This is a genomic window from Novosphingobium sp. B 225, from assembly GCF_002198665.1.
In the GTDB taxonomy this organism is placed as follows: domain Bacteria; phylum Pseudomonadota; class Alphaproteobacteria; order Sphingomonadales; family Sphingomonadaceae; genus Novosphingobium.
The window spans coordinates 1-20,756 of record NZ_MWLM01000061.1 but is presented as its reverse complement, the minus strand read 5'-3'; the positions used below and the strand labels follow the sequence as shown (position 1 = coordinate 20,756).

Genomic DNA, 20,756 nt, shown 5'->3' with positions numbered 1-20,756 from the left:
GATGTATCAGCCTGCAAACTCGATCGCATAGCCTGCCGCGCGAACGGTGCGGATCAGGCTGTCCTGGCCGTCGCGATCAATCGCCTGGCGCAGGCGCCGGACATGGACATCGACCGTGCGTTCATCAATGTCGCGGTCCATGCCCCAGACCGCGTCGATCAGCTGGGCGCGGGAATGGACCCGGCCAGGGCGTTCCATAAAGTGGCGCAGCAGCCGGAATTCGGTTGGGCCAAGCTTGAGCGCCTCGCCCGCGCGCCGGACCCGGTGGGCGATCGGATCAAGCTCAAGATCGCTGACCCGCAGCACTCCGTCTTCCAGTGCAGGGCGGCTGCGGCGCAGCAGGGCTTCGGCCCGGGCGATCAGTTCGCGTGGTGAAAACGGCTTGGTGACATAGTCATCCGCTCCGGTCTTCAAACCGCGGATCCGGTCTTCCTCTTCGCCGCGCGCGGTCAGCATCAGGATCGGCAGGCGTGCGGTTTCCTTGGCGCGGCGCAGTTGGCGGCACACTTCGATTCCCGGCAGGCTTTCCACCATCCAGTCCAGCACGATCAGATCGGGCTGGCTTTCGCGCACCATCAGCAGCGCTTCCTCACCGTCCGGGGTCACGCGCACGTCATAGCCTTCAGACTTGAAATGCCATTCCAGCAGCCCTGACAAGGCGGCTTCATCCTCGACGATGAGGACAGAAAGGGCCATCAGCTGTCCTGCTCGTCGCGCCTGCCGGGTTCGCGCCCGGCGTGGTATTGTCCGGTGGCTGCATAGTAGACCATTTCGGCAACGTTGGTGGCGTGGTCGCCGATCCGTTCGATGTTGCGGGTGATGAACAGCAGCTGCGCCGCGCTGGAAATGGTTGCCGGGTTTTCCATCATGTGCGCCACCAGGTTGCGGAAGATGCTGTCGTAGAAATTGTCGAGCTTTTCATCGCGCTCGATCACTTCGACCGCCAGTTCCGCATCGCGAGCGCCATAAGCGTTGAGCACATCACGGACCATGCCCTGGGCGATATCGGCCATGGCCGGAATCAGCGTCAGCGGTTCGAACTTCTTGAGCCGTTCGATCTGGCCAACGCGCTTGGCGATGTTCTTGGAATAGTCACCGATCCGTTCGATCACGCCCGAGATTTTCAGTGCGGCGATGACATCACGCAGGTCATCGGCCATCGGCGCGCGCAGTGCGATGATCCGCACCGCCAGCCGGTCCACTTCGGCCTCCAGCGCGTCAAGCCGGGTATCGGCCAGCACCACGGTATTGGCCAGCACTTCGTCATGCCTGACGAGCGCAGTGATCGCATCGCGGATCGCCACTTCGGCGAGCCCCCCCATTTCCGCGATCAGGCCGCGCAGCTGGGTGATTTCGTTGTCGAATGCCTTGACGGTATGTTCGGCCATGATTCAGTTCCTCAGCCGTAACGGCCAGTGATATAATCCTTGGTGCGCTCTTCGCTCGGATTGGTGAAAATCTGCGACGTGTCGCCATATTCCACCATGGTTCCCAGGTGGAAAAAGGCGGTCCGCTGTGAAACGCGCGCGGCCTGCTGCATCGAATGGGTGACGATGACGATCGCATAGCGGTTCTTCAGTTCGTCGATCAGTTCCTCGATCCGCGCTGTGGCGATCGGATCGAGTGCTGAACACGGTTCGTCCATCAAAATCACTTCAGGGCTGACCGCGATCGCGCGGGCGATACACAGCCGCTGCTGCTGTCCGCCTGAAAGCGCTGTGCCTGCGTCTTGCAGGCGGTCCTTGACTTCGTCCCACAATCCGGCGCGGCGCAGCGACTTTTCGACCACCGCGTCCATTTCGGCCTTGTCTGCCGCCAGCCCGTGGATGCGCGGGCCATAGGCGACGTTTTCATAGATCGATTTGGGGAAAGGGTTGGGCTTCTGGAACACCATCCCGACCCGAGCGCGCAGTTCGACCACGTCCATGCCGCTGGCATAGATGTCCTGCCCGTCCAGGCTGATCTGGCCAGTTACCCGGCACCCGGCGATGGTATCGTTCATCCGGTTGAGCGTGCGCAGGAACGTGCTCTTCCCGCAGCCCGACGGACCGATAAAGGCGGTGACGGCGCCGGTCGATATCTCGATCGAGACATCGTTGATGGCTTGTTTTTCGCCATAGAAGACGTTGACGCCCTTGGCCGTGATCTTGAGTTGGGGTGTGGTCATGGGGTCCTACCAGCGGGTCTCGAACTTGTTGCGGAGGTAGATGGCCAGGCCGTTCATCGCCAGCAGCAAAACCAGCAGCACGATGATCGCGGCAGAAGTGTTCTGGACAAAGGCCTGATCGATTTCGTCCGACCACAGGAAAATCTGCATCGGCATGACGCTGGACGGATCGGTGATCCCGCCAGGCGGAGTGGAAACGAAAGCGCGCATCCCGATCATCAGCAAGGGTGCGGTTTCGCCCAATGCGCGGGCCATGCCGATGATCGTGCCGGTCAGGATCCCGGGCAGTGCGAGCGGCAGCACGTGATGGAAGGTTGCCTGAACCGGGCTTGCCCCCACCGCCAATGCAGCATTGCGGATCGAGGGTGGTACGGCCTTCAGCGCGTTTCGGCCCGAAATCACGATCACCGGCATGGTCATCAGTGCCAGCGTCATACCGCCCACCAGCGGGCTGGAGCGCGGCAAATGCAGCGTGTTGATGAATACCGCCAGGCCCAGCAGACCGAAAATGATCGAAGGCACGGCGGCCAGGTTGTTGATCGACACCTCGACCCATTCGACCCAGCGCTGCCCTTTGGGTGCGAATTCCTCAAGATAGACGGCTGCGAGCACGCCCAGCGGGAATGACAGGGCAAGCGTGACGCCCATGGTCAGAATCGAACCCTTCGCCGCACCCCAGATCCCGGCCACGCTGGCCTCGGTTGAATCCGATCCGGTCAGGAAGGCCCAGTCAAGCCCGCCCAGTCCGCTCCGCAGCATGGTGAACAGCAGATAAGCGAGGAACGCCAGGCTGAGCGCGATCGCGCCCAGCCCGAACAGCCGGAAACGCCGCTCCGCCGCGTGGCGGCTTGCCAGACGCCGCTTCATGCGATCTTCTTGCCACAGACTATTCATAAGCTTCCCGGTATCGCTTGACCACGCGCAGCGCGACCACGTTGAGCGCCAGGGTCACCATGAACAGCACCAGCCCCAGGGCAAAGGCGGACAAGGTCTTGGCGCTGTCAAATTCCTGATCGCCGGTCAGCAGCTGCACGATCTGGAAAGTGACCGTGGTCATGCTGTCGAACGGATTGGCGGATAGCCGCGCGGCGGCGCCCGCAGCCATAACCACGATCATGGTTTCCCCGATCGCCCGGCTGATCGCGAGCATCACGCCCGCGACGATCCCGGGCAGGGCAGCAGGCAGCAGCACTCGCTTGATCGTTTCGGATTTGGTCGCGCCCATCGCCAGACTGCCATCGCGCATTGCCTGCGGCACCGCGGCAATGGAATCATCCGCCATTGACGAGACAAAGGGGATGATCATCACCCCCATGACCATGCCAGCCGCGAGCGCGCTTTCGGTCGAGGGGTTGGCCATGCCCATCCAGGCAGCGAAATCGCGCACTTGCGGAGCAACGGTCAGTGCAGCGAAATAACCATAGACCACGGTCGGTATCCCTGCGAGAATCTCCAGCATCGGCTTGAGCCATTTGCGCAGGGTCGGGCTGGCATACTGGGTCAGGAACACCGCACTCATCAATCCCAGCGGGATGGCCACGAGCATGGCGATTACCGCGCCGATGTACAGCGTGCCCCAGAACAGCGGTACTGCGCCGAAATCCTTGCCGAGTTCGGCATCGACCCCAACCCGCGGCGCCCAATGGGTGCCGGTCAGGAAGTCGATCGGGGAAACGTAACTAAAGAACAGCCCGGTTTCATAAAGTAGCGAGGCGACGATCCCGGCGGTGGTCAGGATCGCCACCAAAGAAGCCACCAGCAGGCCGATCAGTGCCGCGCGTTCAACTCTGGTGCGCGCGGGGAAGGCGGCTGACACGCGGCTGTAACCCCAGGCCGCTCCCGCAAACAACGTCAGCAGAGTCAGCGCCGCGCCGGCCAACCAGATCCTGGTTTGCGCAGCCTGAAACACGCTGGCCAGCGGCGCAGCCTTGGCATTGAACACGGCAGCGCCAGGATCGCTGGCCAAAGCCTGAGCCTCGGCCAGAATCGCGTCGCGTTCCATGTCGAAAGCGGGCAGGCTGGCCGCTGCCGGATCGGCCAGCACGGCTTCACGCACCAGCCCCGGTGCGATCCCGCTCCACACGGCCCAGACCAGCAGAGCCGGGATCAGCGCCCACAGCGCCAGGTGCCAGCCATGATAGCTGGGCACCGCCGCCAGGGAGTGGCGGCCGGTAAACAGGCCCTTGGCCCGGGCGCGGCCGACAAACCAGCCGACCGCACCCAGGCCAAGTACTACCAGAAGCAGGATCTGGGATATCACAAGTGCGGCCTTACTTCAGCGCTGCAGGATCCATCAGCGTCATCTTCGCGGCAATATCGGCGCTCTTGGCGCGGACGTCGTCGGAAGCGATCACCATGCCCTTGGCCTTAAGCGTGCCGTCAGGCCCCCACGACTTGGCCCATTCGGCGACATATTCCTTCAGACCCTTGATCGCGCCAAGGTGCCCGTGCTTGACATAAATGTACAGCGGGCGAGCGCCGGGATAGCTGAAGTCGACGATCGACTCATAGGTGGGCATCACGCCGTTCATCGGGATGCCCTTCAGCTTGGTGGTGTTTTCCTCAAGATAGGAATAGCCGAACACGCCGACTGCCTTGGGATTGTCCGCCAGCTTCTGGACGATCAGGTTGTCATTTTCGCCCGCATCAACATAGGCGCCGTCGCTGCGCACATCGGTGCAGATCTTCTTGGCGGCGTCCTTGTCCTTTTCCTTCAGCGCCTTCATCGCCGGGTCGCTTTCGCAGCCCTTGGTCAGGATCAGTTCGGCCAGCGCATCGCGGGTGCCCGACGTGCTCGGCGGACCATAGACCATGATCGGTGCGGCTGGCAGCGCGGGGTTCACATCGGACCAGTTCTTGGCGGTGTTGGGCTTGCCATAGGGATTGGCGGCCAGCGCCTTGTAAACGTCTTCCGGGGTCAGCTTCATGCCAGGGCCATTGGCGCCTTCGGCAAAGGCGATCCCGTCAAGCCCGACCTGGATTTCGATGATGTCCTTGACGCCGTTCTTGGCGCATTCCTCATACTCGCTCTTCTTCATGCGGCGCGAGGCATTTTCGATATCGGGATGCTGCGCGCCCAGCCCGGCGCAGAACAGCTTCATGCCCGCACCCGTGCCGGTCGATTCGACCACCGGGCTCTTGATTCCGGCCGACTTGGCGACCGCTTCAGCCACGGCGGTGGCAAAGGGATAGACCGTGGACGAACCCACCGCGCGCACGAAATCGCGCGAACCCGAAGAACCGCCCGAACCGCACGCGGCCAGCAGCATGGTTGCCGAAACGACTGCAACGGCGGGGAAAATGGTCTTCTTCAACATCGCGAATCGCTCCTGACGGTAATCCTGTATCCCGCCTTTGAGAGCCGTGTGTTGCAGTTTCATGACATTCATCTGTCACAGTTCGGTCATGGCCCTGGCTGAAGGGTTCAGCCCGGCAAAAGCGGCAGAATCAGTGAAGCCGTGGTGCCTTCGCCCTGCTGGCTGGTGATGTCGAAACGGCCGCGGTGGCGCTCGGCTATATGCTTGACGATCGCCAGGCCCAGCCCCGTTCCGCCAGTCGCGCGGCTATGGCTGGTATCGGCGCGATAAAACCGCTCTGTCAGGCGCGGCAGGTGCTCAGGCGCGATTCCGGGGCCATCATCGTGGACATTCAGCGCCAGTCTGCCGGCCGCAGTCGCTTCCAGCGTGACACTCACTTCGCCGCCCGGCGCGCCATACTTGATCGCATTGTCGATCAGGTTGCGCAGCACCTGCGCCAGCTGGCCGCGATCCCCGGCAACCGGGGCGCTTTCGCAGTTGGCGCTGATGGTCACCACAGCGCGGCTGGCCACTTCGCTCGCCGCTTCGCGGGCCAGTGCCACCATATCCACGGGCTCGGTCGGCGCATCATGCTTCACGGCTTCGATCCGGCTCAAGGACATCAGATCCTCGATCACGGCCAGCATGCGCCGGGCTTCCTGCCGGATGATCCCCAGGAACCGGCTGCGCGTGGCCGGATCATCCCCGGCCTTGGGATCTTCCAGCGTTTCGACATAGCCCAGGATCGCGGCAAGCGGTGTGCGCAGCTCGTGGCTGGCATTGGCGACGAAATCAGCATGGGCGCGGGCCACGCTGACGCGCACCGAGAGATCTTCCAGAACCACGAGCCGCGCTCCGCCATCCAGCACGTGGCAGGCGACCTTCCAGCGGCTGCCCCGCACCGACAGCCCTTCGACAATCGCAGTGCCGCCCGCAGGAGCAGTGATCAGCGCCACCACTTGCGGATCGCGGATCGCGATGCGGGGATCCTGGCCAACCACATGCCCGCCCAGCAGCTCTCGCGCGGCGAGATTGGCAAATGCGACAGCGCCGCTGCGAACCACCAGTGCGGGGCTGTCAAAATGTTCGAGCAGGCTGGGATCGGCAGAGGTCATGCCCGGCAGTCCTATCTTGCCGGGACCGGTAGGCGCAAGCGCGATCAGGTCAAGCTATCAGGCCAGTGTAATCAAGGGCGCCAGCGTGGCATGCTTGCGGACAAAGTGTTCCAGCACCGGGCCATAGATCGGCCGATCAAACGCCGCGCCAAATTGCCGTCCGCTGGCCCACTGCACTTTGGCAGTCAGGCCATCGAGTCCCTCTGGCCGCAGGATCACCTTGGATCCAATCCGCGGGGCCTTTTCCGCAGCCTCGATGCAGCAGCCTCCGGCCGACAGATCAACCAGATAGCCAAAGCTGCGCAGCCCGCTTTCGGCGCGGATCTGCACTTGCCAACGGATCGGTGACCGGATTTCCTGACGCGGCTGCATGGGCCGGGTTGATAATGCAAAACCGTTATACCAAGAGTTAACGCGGGGTCCGTGGAGGCAACTTATCCGGTGTTATTCCTGCGCCTTGCGCCGCGCGGCAAGCTGGCGGGCCAGCTCTGCCTCTTCGCGCGGGTTGCGCTTGTTGTAGGCCGGACGCAGCGCCGGACCGATGGTGTGGATGTCTTCGACCCAGATATAGCCCCGGAAACTGTCGGGCACATCGCCCAGCTGTTCAGGCAGGGTCAGCCCCTGGTCGCGGTCCTTGCCATGCGGGGCCACCACGATCACCCGCGCGCCAACCCCTTCCATCCGCTGGATCAATCGGTTGGGCCAGCCGGCAAAGGCCCACTGGTAATTCTGCGGCACGATAATCGTACCGTTTCGGCAGCTTTCCGGGACTACGGTGAACCATCCGGTCTTGAGATAGTCGATGGTGCAGGCGGTCGCGCTTTCCTTGGAAAAGGACCAGGCCGCCGGGTAAAGCTGGCGGATCCGCGCGACCGGCCCGGCTGCACCGTAAAAGGCATCGCCAACTTTTTCCGGGTCGCGCCCGGCGGCCTTCAGCGCTTTGGCCAGCAAGTCAGCCTCACCCGCATCCTTTGACTTGAAGTTGTAGATCAGGGGCCGTTCCGGCAGCGCCGCGACGGCCTCGGCCAGGGTCGGGATCAGGCCTTTGCCCTGCCCGCGGAACGGGAAAGTCTTGCCGCCATCGGCACTATAGCCATAGGTCGCGTCGAGCGCCTTGAGCTGCGCCATCGTCGCTGCGCGGACCGGACCTTGGCCATCGGTGCGGCAATCGAGCGTCCAGTCATGAAACAGGGCGATCTGGCCGTCAGCGGTGGGGGCAATGTCAACTTCGATCATCTGCGCGCCCAGCCGCTGCGCCTGCAACAGGCCCGCCACGGTGTTTTCCTGAAAGTCATGCACCGGCACTTCGATCCGCGTCGCGGTGCAGGTATCGCGTTCCAGCCCGTGATGGTCATACAGCTGGTGGGCGCCGCGATGGGCGATGAGCTTGACGGCACCGCGCGGGGCCGGGGCCAGCCAGCTGGCGTTGATCACCGTCAGCAGCAGGAACAGCACGGCCAGCGCCAGCCCGATGCGGTAGGCCCAGCGCTTCATGCCAGCAGTTCCCGCGCGCGGGCACAATCGGCATCCATCTGCGCGGTCAACGCCTCAAGACTGTCAAACTTTGCCTCGCCGCGCAGGTAATGGTGGAACGCCACTTCGATCTCCTGTCCGTAAAGGTCGCCCGCAAAGTCAAAGAAATGGGGCTCCAGCAGTTCCTTGGGCGGATCGAAGCTGGGGCGGATCCCCAGATTGGCAGCGCCATGCAGCACCCGCCCGCCGGGCAACGTGCCGGTGACAGCATAGATCCCGTAGCGCGGCCGCAAATAGTTGCCGAGCGCGAGGTTGGCGGTGGGAAAGCCGATCGTGCGGCCCACTTTGTCACCATGCTGGACTGTGCCGCGAATCGCGAACGGGCGGGTCAGCAGGTGGGTGGCCAGGGCGCAGTCCCCGGCCTGCAAGGCCGCGCGGATGCGGCTGGAGGACACGACCTCTCCGCCATCTCCGACCGGGCCGATTGCCTTGCTGCGCAGCCCCAGCGGTGCGCCCAATTCGGCCAGTACCTTCACGTTGCCGCCGCGTGCCTGGCCGAAAGTGAAATCCTCGCCGGTCACCACCCCGGCCGCGCCGAGCCGCCTGACCAGCAGATCGGCCACGAATTGCTCAGCCGTGGTCGCCGCGAGCACCGCGTCGAAGTGGAATACCAGCATGGCATCGGCGCCCGCCGCTTCGAACAGTTCCTGCCGCTGGTCCAGTGTGGTCAGCCGGAACGGCGGGGCATCGGGAACAAAGAAGCGCACAGGATGCGGATCGAAGGTGGCGACAATGGCCGGGCGGCCCTCGCTGCGTGCCCAGTCGATCGCCTGCCCGATCACGGCCTGGTGGCCCAGATGAAAGCCATCGAAATTACCCAGCGCGATCACCGCGCCGCGCAAGCTTTCCGGCATGGGCTGGCTCGCGTCGAGCCGGGGAATTACCATGGGGCAGGAGTCTTGTTAGCTGGAGCAATCGAATTCGGATCAAGCGGCACGATCCCCGCTCGCAGCACGCGCAGCGCATTGCCGCCCATCACCGCGCGCACTTCATCGGGCGTGAACTTTTCATCGAGCAGCGCCTGGGTGACCTGCACCAGCCCGGAGGTGTCGAACCGCACGGTCGTGCCGCCGTCATAGTCGCTGCCCAGCGCGATGTACTGCACGCCGACCAGATCCCTGATGTGCTTCATCGCTCGGGCAATCGCACGTGGGCTGGTATCGCAAACCGCCGCGTCCCAGTACCCGACGCCGATCAAACCGCCGGTTTTGGCCACGCCGCGAATCTCCTCGTCGGTAAGGTTGCGGTTGACCTTGCAGGTCGCCTGCACGCCGCCGTGGCTGGAAAGCACCGGACGGCGCGCCATGGCCAGCACTTCGGAGACGCACTGGTGGCTGCAATGGGCAATGTCGACGACAATGCCCCTGGCTTCCATCAGGCCTACCACCTGCCGTCCGAACGGCGTGAGCCCGCCCTTCTTGAGGCCGTGCATCGATCCGGCGAGCTCGTTATCGAAGAAGTGCGTCAGGCCGGCCACGCGAAAACCGGCGGCATAGAGCTTGTCGAGGTTCTCCGCCTTGCCCTCAAGGTTCTGCAGGCCTTCGATGGTCAGCATCGCGCCGACCGGGCCGTCCGGCTTGCTGCGCGCCGCCAGCAGCGCGTCGAGCTCGGCCGGATCGCTGACTTTGGCCAGCTTGCCCTTTGCCACAGTGACCGCCCGGTTGAGCTTCCGCGCGTGGAACAGCGAGCGATTTAGCAGCGAACCCCAGGTCCGCACCGGCTGCAGCTGGGCGACCACGAGCGGAGTGATGTTGTCACTATCTGCGCCATTGGCATCATAGTTCTGGCCGCGCGGCGATTTGGTCACGCTGGAGAACAATTGCAGCGCGACGTTACCGGCTTGCAGCCGCGGCAAATCCTCATGCCCCCGGCTGGCCGGTTGCAGCATGTCGCGCCGCCACATCAATGTATCGGAATGGAGATCAACGATCTGCAGCGTCTGATGCAGCGCCTTGGCTTCGGCACTGACCGGGATCAGGGGCTGACCATCCACCCGGTTCATCTGGCTTTCGAGGTAACCCGGCGCCACTCCGAAAAATCCGGCCGCAGCCACGGCCAGCACGGTCAGCGGCATCCACACTCTCTTGCGCATCGCTAGTCCTCTCCCAGTCAGACCTTACGCAGCAGGGTGACGAAATCAAACCCCGGCACGCGACCATCCGCAGGATGGTGCTCGCGAAAGCTCTCGGTCCATTCGCTGCGGTCAAAATCCGGAAAGCGGGTGTCGCCCGCGGGCTCGGCATGGATTTCGGTCCATTCGATCCGGTGGGCGAGCGGCAGGAACAACCGATAGATTTCCGCCCCGCCGACAATCGCCACATGCGGCGCATTGGCCAGGGCCAGCGCCTGCTGGGCCGATCGCGCCACTTCCGCGCCGTCCTCGGCCCAGGCGGGATCGCGGGTCAGCACGATGTGGCGGCGCCCGGGAAGCACGCCGGGCAGCGATTCAAAGGTCTTGCGGCCCATCACCATCGGCATGCCCATGGTCAGCGCCTTGAACCGGCGCAGATCGGTGGGAAGGTGCCAGGGCATCGTCCCGTCGGCCCCGATCACGCCGTTGTCGGCCACGGCCACCACCAGGAACAGCTCGGTATGGTTCACAGCGTCAGCCGGGTCACGTGGCCCATCTTGCGTCCGGGGCGCGCGGCGGCCTTGCCGTACAGGTGCAGGTGGTTGCACGGGTCAGACAGGATCGCGGGCCAATCATGCGCATCATCGCCGATCAGGTTGGTCATTTCCACGCCTTGCGCCGCCAGCCGGGTATCCCCCAGCGGCAGACCGCAGATCGCGCGGATATGGTTTTCGAACTGGCTGGTCAGCGCGCCTTCGATGGTCCAGTGCCCGCTGTTGTGGACCCGCGGGGCCATTTCGTTGAACACCGGGCCTGCATCGGTGGCAAAGAATTCCAGCGTCAGCACCCCGACATAGCCCAGCCGCTGCGCCACCTGGCGGGCCAGATCGCGCGCGGCAGGTACTTGATCCAGCACTTTGGGATTGGCCGGCAGGGTAGAGGTATCAAGAATCCCGCCCTTGTGGACATTCTCCGCGCTGTCCCAGAACACCACCGTGCCATCCGCGCCCCGGCACAGGATGACCGAGAATTCGGCGCTGAAGTGGACGAAGCCTTCATAGACCAGCGGCTGATCGCCGATCCGGATCCCTTCGGCCTCATGATCGGCCATGATTCGCCACTGGCCCTTGCCGTCATAACCTTCGCGCCGGGTCTTGAGGATCCCGGGCGATCCGATCGTATCAAGCGCGCGGTCCAGATCTTCGGCGGTATCGATCGCGAGGAACGGCGCGGGCTGGCCGCCCAGTTCGGTGACGAAGCGTTTCTCGTTCAGCCGGTCCTGCGCCACTTCCAGCGCGCGGGCATCGGGCCAGAGTGGCACGCCCTGCAAAGCGGCCAGCGGCGCGACCGGCACATTCTCGAACTCATAGGTCACCACCGCGCAATCGGCGGCAAAGGCGGCCAGCGCTGCGGTATCGGTATAGGGCGCGTGGGTAAATTGCGCGCAGACCTCGGCCGCGATGCTATCGGCTTCGGGCGCGAAGACATGGCAGCGATAGCCCAGCTGCGCCGCAGCCATGGCCAGCATTCGGCCCAGCTGTCCGCCGCCAAGAATGCCGATGGTTTCGCCGGGTGGAATCATGGGCCTCAGCTCGGCTTCTCGGCCACGCTGGCGCTCTGCGCCGCGCGAAAGTCTTGCAGGCGCTGGGCCAGCTCCGGATCACCGGTCGCCAGAATTGCCGCCGCCAGCAGTCCGGCATTGGTTGCCCCGGCTTCCCCGATCGCCAGCGTGCCGACCGGGATTCCAGCGGGCATCTGCACGATCGACAGCAGGCTGTCCTGACCGCTCAGCGCTTTCGATTGCACCGGCACACCCAGCACCGGCAAATGCGTCATGCTGGCGACCATTCCCGGCAGGTGCGCCGCGCCGCCAGCCCCGGCGATAATCACCTTGAAGCCCGCGTCGGCTGCGCCGGTGGCAAATTCGACCAGTCGCTGCGGAGTGCGGTGCGCGGACACGATCCGCGCGTCATAGGCCACGCCCAGCCTGTCCAGCGCGTCCGCCGCGCATTTCATCGTCGCCCAGTCAGACTGGCTGCCCATGACGATTGCGACGGGGGGCGCGACTGGTGCCTGCATGATCAACGCTCCGACAGGTAATAGCGCTCCAGCGCGTTCAGGTTGTCGTCCAGTTCATAGACGATCGGCTGCCCGGTGGGGATTTCCAGGCCGGTGATTTCGTCATCCGAAATGCCGGAAAGGTGCTTGACCAGCGCGCGCAGCGAATTGCCATGGGCGGCGATCAGCACCGTTTCCCCGGCGCGCAACTGCGGGACGATCGCGGCTTCATAATAAGGCAGCACCCGGGCGATGGTGTCTTTCAAGCTTTCGGTGCTGGGAATTGCGATCCCGGCATAGCGCGGATCCTGCTTCAGATCGAAAGTGCTGCCATCTTCCAGTACCGGCGGCGGAATGTCGAAGCTGCGGCGCCAGATCTTGACCTGATCGTCGCCGTGCTTTGCCGCAGTCTCGGCCTTGTCCAGCCCGGTCAGCCCGCCATAGTGGCGCTCATTCAGCCGCCAGTCCTTGACTTCGGGGATCCACAGCCGCCCGGCGGCTTCCAGCGCATAGTGCAGCGTCTTGATCGCACGGGTTTGCAGGCTGGTGAATGCCGTGGTGGGCAGCATGCCCTTGGCATTCAGCAATTCACCCGCGGCGCGCGCTTCGCCCACGCCCTTTTCGGTCAGGTCAACATCCCACCAGCCGGTGAAGCGGTTTTCCAGGTTCCACTGGCTCTGGCCATGACGGACAAGGATCAGGCGCGGCACGAATGAACTCCCCCTGTTGCAGGAACTTCGGCCCCTAGTGGCTGGGCGGCGGCTTGGGAAGGCCCGCGTTGTCGTTTCCGGCCATTTCGCGCGCCTGTTCCTTGCGGCGGCGCAGGTTTTCACGCAGCTTGGCGGCGAGCCGTGCTTCGCGGGACGTTGCGGATTCGTCTTTACCCATGGTCAAGGCATTGCCGCTATATCCCGCCAAGCTCAAGCCTCGCTTGACAAAGCGCGGCGCGCAGACCAATAGCGCGCCCCTGCCCGCTCGGTCCGCCGCGTGGGGCACGATTGGAATGGTGTGCTGCTGTAGCTCAGTGGTAGAGCGCATCCTTGGTAAGGCTGAGGTCGGGAGTTCAATCCTCCCCAGCAGCACCATTCCACTGCCGTATGGACGGCAATTTCCCCCCGTGCGAATGACCTTGCCCAGACTCGAGCAGTTCTGCGCCGCTGATGCCAATGAACTACGGCGCCAGTTTACTAGTAATTACGGTGACATAATTACGGTGACATAATTACGGTGACAGTGCACTAAATCACTGCCTTTGCAACGGGGGGATGCTATTGCTCGTCCCCGCCCATCGGTGCAGCATGGATGCGAGCTGAGCGCGGGGGGTTTGATTAGTGCATTGTCACCGTAATCGAGATATCCGTGAAATTGCTCGTGCAATAAAAAACGGGACTTACTGACATGGCGTCCCAAGGAAATCTGAATCAGGCAGTTTTGCCGCGCTTGGAAAAATATCGCTCCATCATAAGTGCGGCAGGAATCAGATACGGGTCGGTCGCATACATTAGCTTTGGCCCGCGAGGTTTTGAACGATCCGTTCGAGGAGGCGAGCTGGAAAAATACCCCGTTTCACTTGAATTTGGATCAGACGTGTGGCGGCTGATTCGGCATGGCAAAATCTTGCTTGATAGCGAGAATTGTGATCAAGAAGCAGCAAGGAAAATTATTTCTGAAGCGCTGGTCGGAAGCAGGCTTGTGGACATTGAAGCCCATAAAAATGAAAGCATAGTTAGGTTCGAGAACGATACGTATTTAATATCTGAAATTTTGTCAGAACCTGAATCTGGGTTCTTGTATGGATTTCAGGCTGAAGATGAACCAGCATGGGAAACCGTTGATGGAATTCTGTTGCAAACTTGATTCCTAATCAGGCCCGTTCCCCGGATCAGCACCTTTAATTACGGTGACGGTGACGGTGCACTAAATCACTGCCTTTGCGACGGGGGGATGGTATTGCTCGTCCCCGCCCATCGGTGCAGCATGGATGCGAGCTGAGCGCGGGAGGTTTAATTAGTGCACTGTCACCGTAATCGCCTCAACTACCTGAAGTCTGGATGCTGAAGGGGTGGCATGATGCAGATACAGATCGATCGAAAACCAATGAATTACGGTGTGAATTACGGGTGAATTACGGTGGGTGAATTACGGTGCGGAATTACGGTGACACGAATTACGGTGACACGTCCGTAAACCCCCAAATTGACTCCCCGCAACTCGCGGGGTAGCGCAGTGGCATGGCCCGCCTTCCCCGCATGGTCTTGCCCGGCGTTGCGCATCACGTGACGCAGCGCGGCAATCGGCGCGAGCGGACCTTCTTTGAAGATGGCGACTATGCGCTTTACCTCGATCTGCTGGCCGGGGCAGCAGGTCGGCATGGGGTGGAGGTGTGGTCCTATTGCCTGATGCCCAACCACGTTCACATTGTCGCGGTGCCGCGCGACGAGGATGCGCTTGGGCGCACTTTTCGCGATGTTCACCGCCACTATACCGGATATGTCAACACGCGGATGCGGGTTACCGGGCATCTCTGGCAGGGCCGGTTCAGCTCGGTGGCGATGGACGAGGCGCATCTGGTTGCGGCGCTGCGCTATGTCGCCTTGAATCCGGTGCGGGCCCGGTTGGTGGAGCGCGCCGAGGACTGGCCCTGGTCCAGCACCCGCGCGCTGATTGCGGGGCGGAACGATCACGTGGTAACAGTCGCCCCGGCGTTGCAGCGCACTGGCGATTTTCACGCCTTCCTCAGCGAGGACTTCGATGAAGCTTTCACCTATGCCGCTCTGCGCAAGGCAGAAGGACTGGGCCGCCCGATCGGCACGCCCGAGTGGCTTGAAGCCATGGCAAAGCAAAGCGGCAAACCTCTGCTGCCAGGCAAACGTGGGCCAATGCCCAAGGGTAATTAGGGGTTTACGGACGTGTCACCGTAATTCCACTGGGAAGAAGATTCCATTGCCCCCGCAAGGTGCCCCGAAGCCACCTGAGCCGGAACGGGTTCCCAGAGGTAAGAAGAAGGATGACTAGTAGGATAGTGCCATGGGCAACGAACGTGTGAATAAGATTCTCCGAGACGCGTTTAACACCGAGGAATCGGGAGATTTGGTGGGGGCCATTCGACTATTTAAGCACGCCTCTCGACTCGGTTCCAACGACGCACGCTCAAAGCTTGGCACAATTTTTGATGATGTGATCGAGCATGCCGCGCCTGATCGGGCCGTCTATTGGTATCGGCGAGGCGTCCAGGGTGGGGACAGTAGTTGCGCTTGGAATTTGGCTATGCATTACGCAGGTCTGGGGCGGAGACGAGGATATTTACGATGGTTGCGAATTGCAGCCACCATGGGTGATCCAGATGCAGTGAACGAGCTCACGTCCAATCAATGGTGGAATAAGCGAAATGCCTAAGCATAAACTTATTACTCATTACGGTGACTCATTACGGTGACACGTCCGTAAACCCCCAAACTCCATCGCGTCCGCAACGACCTTTCCTACACGCCCCAGAGCTGTCACTCTCGCCCCGGCCTCCGACGAATCGTTGTTGCGAGGCCTGACTGGGATTGTCGATGCAACCTCGCTGGGCGGCAACTGATCTGACTTTGCCGGGGGCGGTATGGACGCCGAGTTCAGGTCTGACCGGGCATTCCCCCTACAAGCCTTGACTTTGCGGCACATCTGACGCATTGGCGCGGCCTTCCGGGGCGGCGCTTGCGTGTCGCCCCATTGCTTTACAGTACAGTTTCATGGGCTTTGTGGCCCGAATCGAGAGTTCAGGACCTTAAGCCATGGCGAAGCCCGCAACCGTCAAGATCCGCCTCGTGTCGACTGCAGACACCGGCTTCTTCTATGTCACCAAGAAGAACCCGCGCAACACGACCGAGAAGATGAGCTTCAAGAAGTACGATCCCGTCGTGCGCAAGCATGTCGAGTTCAAGGAAGCCAAGATCAAGTAAGGTTCTGCCTTGCCTGGTGCGCCAACCGCATCCGCGATTGGCTGACAACACCGGCCCACTCCCCCGGCCCGACCACCCACAGGGTACCATCGATGGGTGGTCGGGCCGGGGGAGTGGGCCGGTGTTGCTTTTGCCGACGGGCAAGATGACGAGTTCATTGCGAGTTCAAGGCCCTGCCGTTAGCAGCGTTGCCATGAACCCGATGAAATCCCTTCGATCGCTTGCAAGTGTCGCCATTTCGGCGGCGCTTGTCGTTTCTGCCCCGCTCGCGCTTGGCGCTGCCGCACCTGCCGCGGCGCAGGCCGGTTCCGATCTGGCCGGTGCTGTCGCCGCGCTCCGCGCCATTTCGACGTTGCGCGCCGATTTCGTCCAGACCGACATCAAGGGCCAGCGGGTGCGCGGCGTGCTGACGCTGAAGCGTCCGGGCAAGATCCGGTTCCAGTATGAAAAGGGCGTGCCGATCCTGATCGTTTCGGATGGCAGCGCGCTGACCTTTGTCGATTACTCGGTACGCCAGGTTCAGCGCTGGCCGATTCGCAACAGCCCGCTGGGGGCGCTGCTGGATCCGACCCGCGATGTCGCCAAATATGGCAAACTGTTGCCCAGCGCGCGGCCGGGCGTGGTCAGCATCGCGGTGGTCGACAAGGCCCATCCTGAATATGGCGCGATCACCCTGTTCTTCATCCGCAAGCCTGGTGCGCCGGGCGGGCTGGAGCTGTCGAGCTGGGCCAGCGTCGATTCGCAGAACAACCGGACCGTGATCGACCTGACGAATCAGCAGTACGGGGTTGCGGTGGGCGACAACACGTTCCGCTTCAACGATCCGCGCCAGTCGGGACGGCGCTGAACCCGTTCGTCGATCAGGATCGTCGGCTCGTCGTCGCCTGTGCCGTGGGTGCGACAAATTGCGACAAGGCCGTCACGATTGTTCATGGGCGAGCAAGCCAATTGGCCCTAGAAAGGTCCTCGACGGCGCGGCCTGAGGCGGGTTTCCCCCCTGTTGCCCAAGCCTCCTGATTGGACGCACCGTCAAAGCGTGACGAACGCACAAAGGAACCCTCGGTCCACTGCCCCCGGACCGAGGGTTTTCCTTTGGGCGGGTGTGGATTGGCCCCGGCGGGGCTGCGAACGCAGGCGCTCTGCGCTTCCAGTGCTCACGGCCAATAAGGCCGCTGCGCGCCGGTTCTCGAAGTCCGCCATGCTCGCTCCGGCCTGAAGCAAATCAGAGCCAATACCCCAGCCGCAGATTTCGCCAGATAGCCCCTCTCCCCCTTATGGGAGGGGGTTGGGGCGGTTTGCGCCGCCCTTGCTTCGCACCCTTGCCGCCCCCGCGCTTCGCACCTAAAGCCGGGGCCATGCTTTCTGTTGCCACCTGGAACATCAATTCGGTCCGTCTGCGGATGGATCAGGTCGCCCGCTTTCTGACCGAGCAGGCGCCCGATGTGCTGTGCCTGCAGGAAATCAAGACGGTCGAGGAACTGTTCCCGCATCAGGCGTTCGAGGACCTGGGTTACACCCACCGCGCGGTGCACGGGCAAAAGGGCTATCACGGCGTCGCCACGGTCAGCCGCCTGCCTTTGCGCGAGTTCAGCCGGCATGACTGGCAAGCCAATGGTGAGGCCCGGCATGTCGGGGTGGAGCTGCTCGATTCCGGATTGGTGATCGAGAATGTCTATATCCCCGCCGGGGGTGATATTCCGGACCGCGAGGCCAATCCCAAGTTCGGCCAGAAGCTCGATTTTCTGGGGCGGATGACCGAGTGGGCTGGGCAGCTTGACCGGCCGACCCTGCTGCTGGGCGATTTCAATATCGCGCCGCTGGACTGCGATGTTTACGATCACAAGGCGCTGCTGAAAGTGGTCAGCCACACCCCGCTGGAGGTTGAAACCCTGCAGCGCCTGACCGATGCGCATGGCTGGGTTGATCTGGGCCGCAAGCATATCCCCGCGCCGCAGCGCAACTGGACCTGGTGGTCCTACCGCACCTATTGGCAGGGCAAGGACCGCGGGCGGCGGCTTGACCACATGTGGGCCTCGCCCGAACTGGCGGCGCAATCGGCGGGCCACCGGATCGTTGAGGAAACCCGCCAGTGGGAGCAATGCTCTGACCACGTGCCGCTGATCACGGAGTTCGCGCTGTGACCAGCCCGCAGCGCCGGGTGGCCCTCGCCATCGATGCGCTGCGCCATGGCTGGCCGATCCGGCTGGACGGGGCGCTGACTTTGCTCCCCGCCGAAACCGGCTTTGCCCCCGGCGCCACAAGCCGCACCATGCTGATCTCTGCCGCCCGTGCAGTGACGCTGAAACTGGCCAACCAGCGCGAGGCCGCCGTGCCCGAAGCCCCGGTGCTGATCCGGGGGGCAGAGCGCTTCGACCTCCCGCTCGCCCGGGCGTTGGCCGATCCGGCGCTGGATCTGGCCCACCCCATGAAAGGCCCGTTTCTGGCCGAACCGCTTGACTGGCGCGAGGCAGCCGCGGCGGCGATGGAACTGGCGCGGCTGGCGGGGATCCTGCCGGCCTTTCTGGTCGATCCCGATCCGGCGGGCGAACCAACCGACCTTTCCACCGCTGACCTTTCCGCCTGGAAAGACACCGTCCAGCTCACCATCGCCACCCGCGCCCGCCTGCCGGTGGCGGCGGCGGAGGAGGCAGAGATCGTTGCCTTCCGTTCCGCCGATGACCTGCGCGAACATGTCGCCCTGGTGATCGGCCAGCACAATTCCGATCGCGCCCCGCTGGTCCGGCTCCATTCCGAATGCCTCACCGGCGACATCCTCGGCAGTCTCAAATGCGACTGCGGGCCGCAGCTCGATGCCGCCTTGCGCGCCATGGCGGATGAGGCGGCAAGCGGCGGCTGGGGCGTGCTGCTGTATCTGCGCCAGGAAGGGCGCGGGATCGGGCTGATCAACAAGCTGCGGGCCTACCGCCTGCAGGATCAGGGCTTTGACACGGTCGATGCCAACAACCGGCTGGGCCTGCCCACCGAGGCGCGTGATTTCCCGGTGGCGGCGCGGATGCTGGCGCTGTTGGGAGTCAAGGCGATCCGGCTGATGACCAACAACCCGGCCAAGGTTTCAGCCCTGCAAGCGACCGGGGTGGAGGTGGCCGAGCGGGTCCCGCACCAGTTGCCGCCCAACCCGCACAATGCGCGCTATCTGGATACCAAACGCGACCGGACGGGGCATTTGCTGTAGTTTTTGGCGCCGGTAAAAAACCGGCCGATTATGCAATTTCAATCACTTGCGCGCAGTTAGTTGATGAAACACCTGCGCGCGAAAGCTTTTCGCGAAATGTTTCGCGAGGGGGCCTGCGTCTCAGCGTGACGCTGCGAATCCAACACTGTCAAAGAGCGGCCCGCAGCATGACAGGTTCGCCCCGTGTAGGAAAATGCTTCAACCTACCTGCGGTCGCTGCGTTTCAGCCCCGCCGCCAGCTTGTTCGTGCCGATCTGGACCGTGTCGCCGCCCCACACGCCCACGAAAGTGCTTTCGCGGCTGACCCCCGGCGCAAACCGGGCGTCGTTGCTGGCGACCGACAGCCCGGCCGAGCTGCGCTGCGCCCCTTCAGCGGCAACCGCGATGAAGGCGGAGTAGTTTTCCTTGTTCTGCCCCTGCACGAACCAGTTGTCCGTGATCTGGCCCGATGCGCCGCCGGGCAGGTCGATCATGTAATTGGTCGCGCGCCCGGCGGTGTCATCGAAGCTGTTGTTGATCACGCCCACCTGGGCCGCGCGGCTTTTGACATAGTGCCCGCCGCGCCCGGCTTCAAACCGGCTGCGGGTCACGGTCAGCGCGCCGTAATTGCCGATATAGATCGAATGGGCGCAGCCGCCGGGGCCTTCGCAAGTACCCAGCCGCGTGAACGTGCTCTTGTCGATGGTGATCGTCGCGCTGGTATCCTCACCCGCCAGCACGCCCTGCTGGCTGTCACGGAACCATGACTGGCTGACCGCCAGATTGCCATGTTCCAGCCGGATCCCCGCGCCGTTGAAATCGGGCACCTTGATATTGGTGAACACCAGCCCTTCGACCCGCGCAGAGCGTCCGCGCAGCACCAAAGTGCCCTTGCCTTCGCAGGTTCCGCCGTCGAACACCGCCTGCCCCGGCGTGGCCGCGACATAGGCGATATCGCCCGCGCCCTGCACCGAACAATCGCCATAGCGCCCCGGCGCAATCCGCACCGTCCCCGCGCCGTCCCCGATCGCATTGACCGCATCCTGCAACCGCGCAAATTGCTGCCCGGTCTCAACCACGACAAACGGCGCACCCTGCTGGGCTTCGGCCATGGAGGAAGACAGCGCCAGCACGGCAAGCGCGGTGGCAACGATCGGAAGGCGTTTAAAGCTTTGCATCGCGCGCATTTAGCACCGCGCGGTTAACGAGTGGACAAGCCATTTACCCCCGTCCCGCGCGGGGACAGCAGGCGGCGCAAGGGTTAAGCGCGCGGCCCGGCCGTTCCTGGAAGGGTCTGGTTTCGGCTCTGGCGGACGGTGCCGGGTATGGCGGGCATGTTGGGGGAAGGGGACGCGCTTCCCTCCCCACCCGTCACCCCGGGCTTGACCCGGGGTCCAGCT

The 20,756-nt window shown here is 63.2% G+C and carries 23 protein-coding genes and 1 tRNA gene; 7 read left to right on the top strand and 17 right to left on the bottom strand.

Going from position 1 to position 20,756, the window contains the following annotated elements; translation table 11 throughout:
• Positions 1–6 precede the first annotated feature (6 nt).
• From phoB to MNBBLIKP_RS18065, 16 genes are all read right to left on the bottom strand, one after another.
• On the bottom strand, positions 7–696 hold the full coding sequence (phoB, locus tag MNBBLIKP_RS11055; RefSeq protein WP_088310315.1) for a phosphate regulon transcriptional regulator PhoB: 690 nt from the start codon (positions 694–696) through the stop codon (positions 7–9).
• Positions 696–1,388: a phosphate signaling complex protein PhoU gene (gene phoU, locus MNBBLIKP_RS11050; RefSeq protein WP_088310314.1), complete on the bottom strand. Its 693-nt coding sequence runs from the start codon at positions 1,386–1,388 to the stop codon at positions 696–698. The genes phoB and phoU overlap by 1 nt, the downstream gene beginning before the upstream one ends.
• An 11-nt stretch (positions 1,389–1,399) precedes the next feature.
• The gene (pstB, locus tag MNBBLIKP_RS11045) at positions 1,400–2,167 is read right to left on the bottom strand and encodes a phosphate ABC transporter ATP-binding protein PstB (protein ID WP_088310313.1); all 768 of its coding nucleotides are present in this window, start codon (positions 2,165–2,167) and stop codon (positions 1,400–1,402) included.
• A gap of 6 nt (positions 2,168–2,173) precedes the next feature.
• Positions 2,174–3,034 carry a phosphate ABC transporter permease PstA gene (gene pstA, locus MNBBLIKP_RS11040; protein ID WP_176399743.1) on the bottom strand — a complete coding sequence of 287 codons (861 nt, stop codon included), beginning with the start codon at positions 3,032–3,034 and terminating at the stop codon, positions 2,174–2,176.
• A 19-nt stretch (positions 3,035–3,053) separates the two neighbouring features.
• A complete protein-coding gene (gene pstC, locus MNBBLIKP_RS11035; protein ID WP_088310311.1) occupies positions 3,054–4,427 on the bottom strand; it encodes a phosphate ABC transporter permease subunit PstC in 1,374 nt (457 codons plus the stop codon).
• Between the two features lie 10 nt (positions 4,428–4,437).
• Positions 4,438–5,484 (bottom strand): substrate-binding domain-containing protein, encoded by a 1,047-nt coding sequence (locus tag MNBBLIKP_RS11030; RefSeq protein ID WP_088310341.1) that lies wholly within the window; start codon positions 5,482–5,484, stop codon positions 4,438–4,440.
• Between the two features lie 107 nt (positions 5,485–5,591).
• Positions 5,592–6,578: a sensor histidine kinase gene (locus tag MNBBLIKP_RS11025; protein WP_088310310.1), complete on the bottom strand. Its 987-nt coding sequence runs from the start codon at positions 6,576–6,578 to the stop codon at positions 5,592–5,594.
• 57 nt (positions 6,579–6,635) lie between these two features.
• Positions 6,636–6,950, bottom strand: a complete 315-nt coding sequence (locus MNBBLIKP_RS11020) for a PilZ domain-containing protein (protein WP_088310309.1) — start codon at positions 6,948–6,950, stop codon at positions 6,636–6,638.
• A 72-nt stretch (positions 6,951–7,022) separates the two neighbouring features.
• The gene (locus tag MNBBLIKP_RS11015) at positions 7,023–8,072 is read right to left on the bottom strand and encodes a glycerophosphodiester phosphodiesterase family protein (protein WP_088310308.1); all 1,050 of its coding nucleotides are present in this window, start codon (positions 8,070–8,072) and stop codon (positions 7,023–7,025) included.
• Positions 8,069–8,992 (bottom strand): bifunctional riboflavin kinase/FAD synthetase, encoded by a 924-nt coding sequence (locus tag MNBBLIKP_RS11010; RefSeq protein ID WP_176399746.1) that lies wholly within the window; start codon positions 8,990–8,992, stop codon positions 8,069–8,071. The genes MNBBLIKP_RS11015 and MNBBLIKP_RS11010 overlap by 4 nt, the downstream gene beginning before the upstream one ends.
• Positions 8,992–10,203: a dipeptidase gene (locus MNBBLIKP_RS11005; RefSeq protein WP_088310306.1), complete on the bottom strand. Its 1,212-nt coding sequence runs from the start codon at positions 10,201–10,203 to the stop codon at positions 8,992–8,994. The genes MNBBLIKP_RS11010 and MNBBLIKP_RS11005 overlap by 1 nt, the downstream gene beginning before the upstream one ends.
• Before the next feature lie 17 nt (positions 10,204–10,220).
• Entirely contained in the window at positions 10,221–10,712 is a 492-nt protein-coding gene (locus MNBBLIKP_RS11000; protein WP_088310305.1) for a dihydrofolate reductase, read from the bottom strand.
• Complete coding sequence (locus MNBBLIKP_RS10995; protein ID WP_088310304.1) at positions 10,709–11,764, bottom strand: 5-(carboxyamino)imidazole ribonucleotide synthase; 1,056 nt, start codon at positions 11,762–11,764, stop codon at positions 10,709–10,711. Before MNBBLIKP_RS10995 ends, MNBBLIKP_RS11000 begins: the two co-directional genes overlap by 4 nt.
• Before the next feature lie 5 nt (positions 11,765–11,769).
• Positions 11,770–12,261 carry a 5-(carboxyamino)imidazole ribonucleotide mutase gene (purE, locus tag MNBBLIKP_RS10990; RefSeq protein WP_088310303.1) on the bottom strand — a complete coding sequence of 164 codons (492 nt, stop codon included), beginning with the start codon at positions 12,259–12,261 and terminating at the stop codon, positions 11,770–11,772.
• 2 nt (positions 12,262–12,263) lie between these two features.
• Positions 12,264–12,950 (bottom strand): 2,3-diphosphoglycerate-dependent phosphoglycerate mutase, encoded by a 687-nt coding sequence (gene gpmA / locus MNBBLIKP_RS10985; protein WP_088310302.1) that lies wholly within the window; start codon positions 12,948–12,950, stop codon positions 12,264–12,266.
• A 34-nt stretch (positions 12,951–12,984) separates the two neighbouring features.
• A complete protein-coding gene (locus MNBBLIKP_RS18065; RefSeq protein ID WP_176399742.1) occupies positions 12,985–13,128 on the bottom strand; it encodes a hypothetical protein in 144 nt (47 codons plus the stop codon).
• A 122-nt stretch (positions 13,129–13,250) separates the two neighbouring features.
• Between MNBBLIKP_RS18065 and MNBBLIKP_RS10980 the strand changes: the two genes are divergently transcribed.
• The 7 genes from MNBBLIKP_RS10980 to ribA all read left to right on the top strand — a co-directional run bounded on the left by MNBBLIKP_RS10980 (position 13,251) and on the right by ribA (position 19,377).
• Positions 13,251–13,325, top strand: a tRNA-Thr gene (locus tag MNBBLIKP_RS10980).
• Between the two features lie 313 nt (positions 13,326–13,638).
• Positions 13,639–14,097 (top strand): hypothetical protein, encoded by a 459-nt coding sequence (locus MNBBLIKP_RS17780; protein ID WP_140420591.1) that lies wholly within the window; start codon positions 13,639–13,641, stop codon positions 14,095–14,097.
• Between the two features lie 374 nt (positions 14,098–14,471).
• Entirely contained in the window at positions 14,472–15,137 is a 666-nt protein-coding gene (locus MNBBLIKP_RS10975) for a transposase (RefSeq protein ID WP_088310301.1), read from the top strand.
• 879 nt (positions 15,138–16,016) lie between these two features.
• Positions 16,017–16,184 (top strand): 50S ribosomal protein L33, encoded by a 168-nt coding sequence (gene rpmG / locus MNBBLIKP_RS10970; RefSeq protein WP_058736926.1) that lies wholly within the window; start codon positions 16,017–16,019, stop codon positions 16,182–16,184.
• A gap of 202 nt (positions 16,185–16,386) precedes the next feature.
• Positions 16,387–17,031, top strand: a complete 645-nt coding sequence (locus MNBBLIKP_RS10965; protein ID WP_254913010.1) for a LolA family protein — start codon at positions 16,387–16,389, stop codon at positions 17,029–17,031.
• Positions 17,032–17,539: 508 nt separating this feature from the next.
• Positions 17,540–18,325, top strand: a complete 786-nt coding sequence (locus MNBBLIKP_RS10960; RefSeq protein ID WP_088310299.1) for an exodeoxyribonuclease III — start codon at positions 17,540–17,542, stop codon at positions 18,323–18,325.
• Positions 18,322–19,377: a GTP cyclohydrolase II gene (gene ribA, locus MNBBLIKP_RS10955; RefSeq protein WP_088310298.1), complete on the top strand. Its 1,056-nt coding sequence runs from the start codon at positions 18,322–18,324 to the stop codon at positions 19,375–19,377. The genes MNBBLIKP_RS10960 and ribA overlap by 4 nt, the downstream gene beginning before the upstream one ends.
• A gap of 203 nt (positions 19,378–19,580) precedes the next feature.
• On the opposite strand, the gene MNBBLIKP_RS10950 is transcribed toward ribA, so the two are convergent.
• On the bottom strand, positions 19,581–20,534 hold the full coding sequence (locus MNBBLIKP_RS10950) for a right-handed parallel beta-helix repeat-containing protein (protein WP_088310340.1): 954 nt from the start codon (positions 20,532–20,534) through the stop codon (positions 19,581–19,583).
• Positions 20,535–20,756 lie beyond the last annotated feature (222 nt).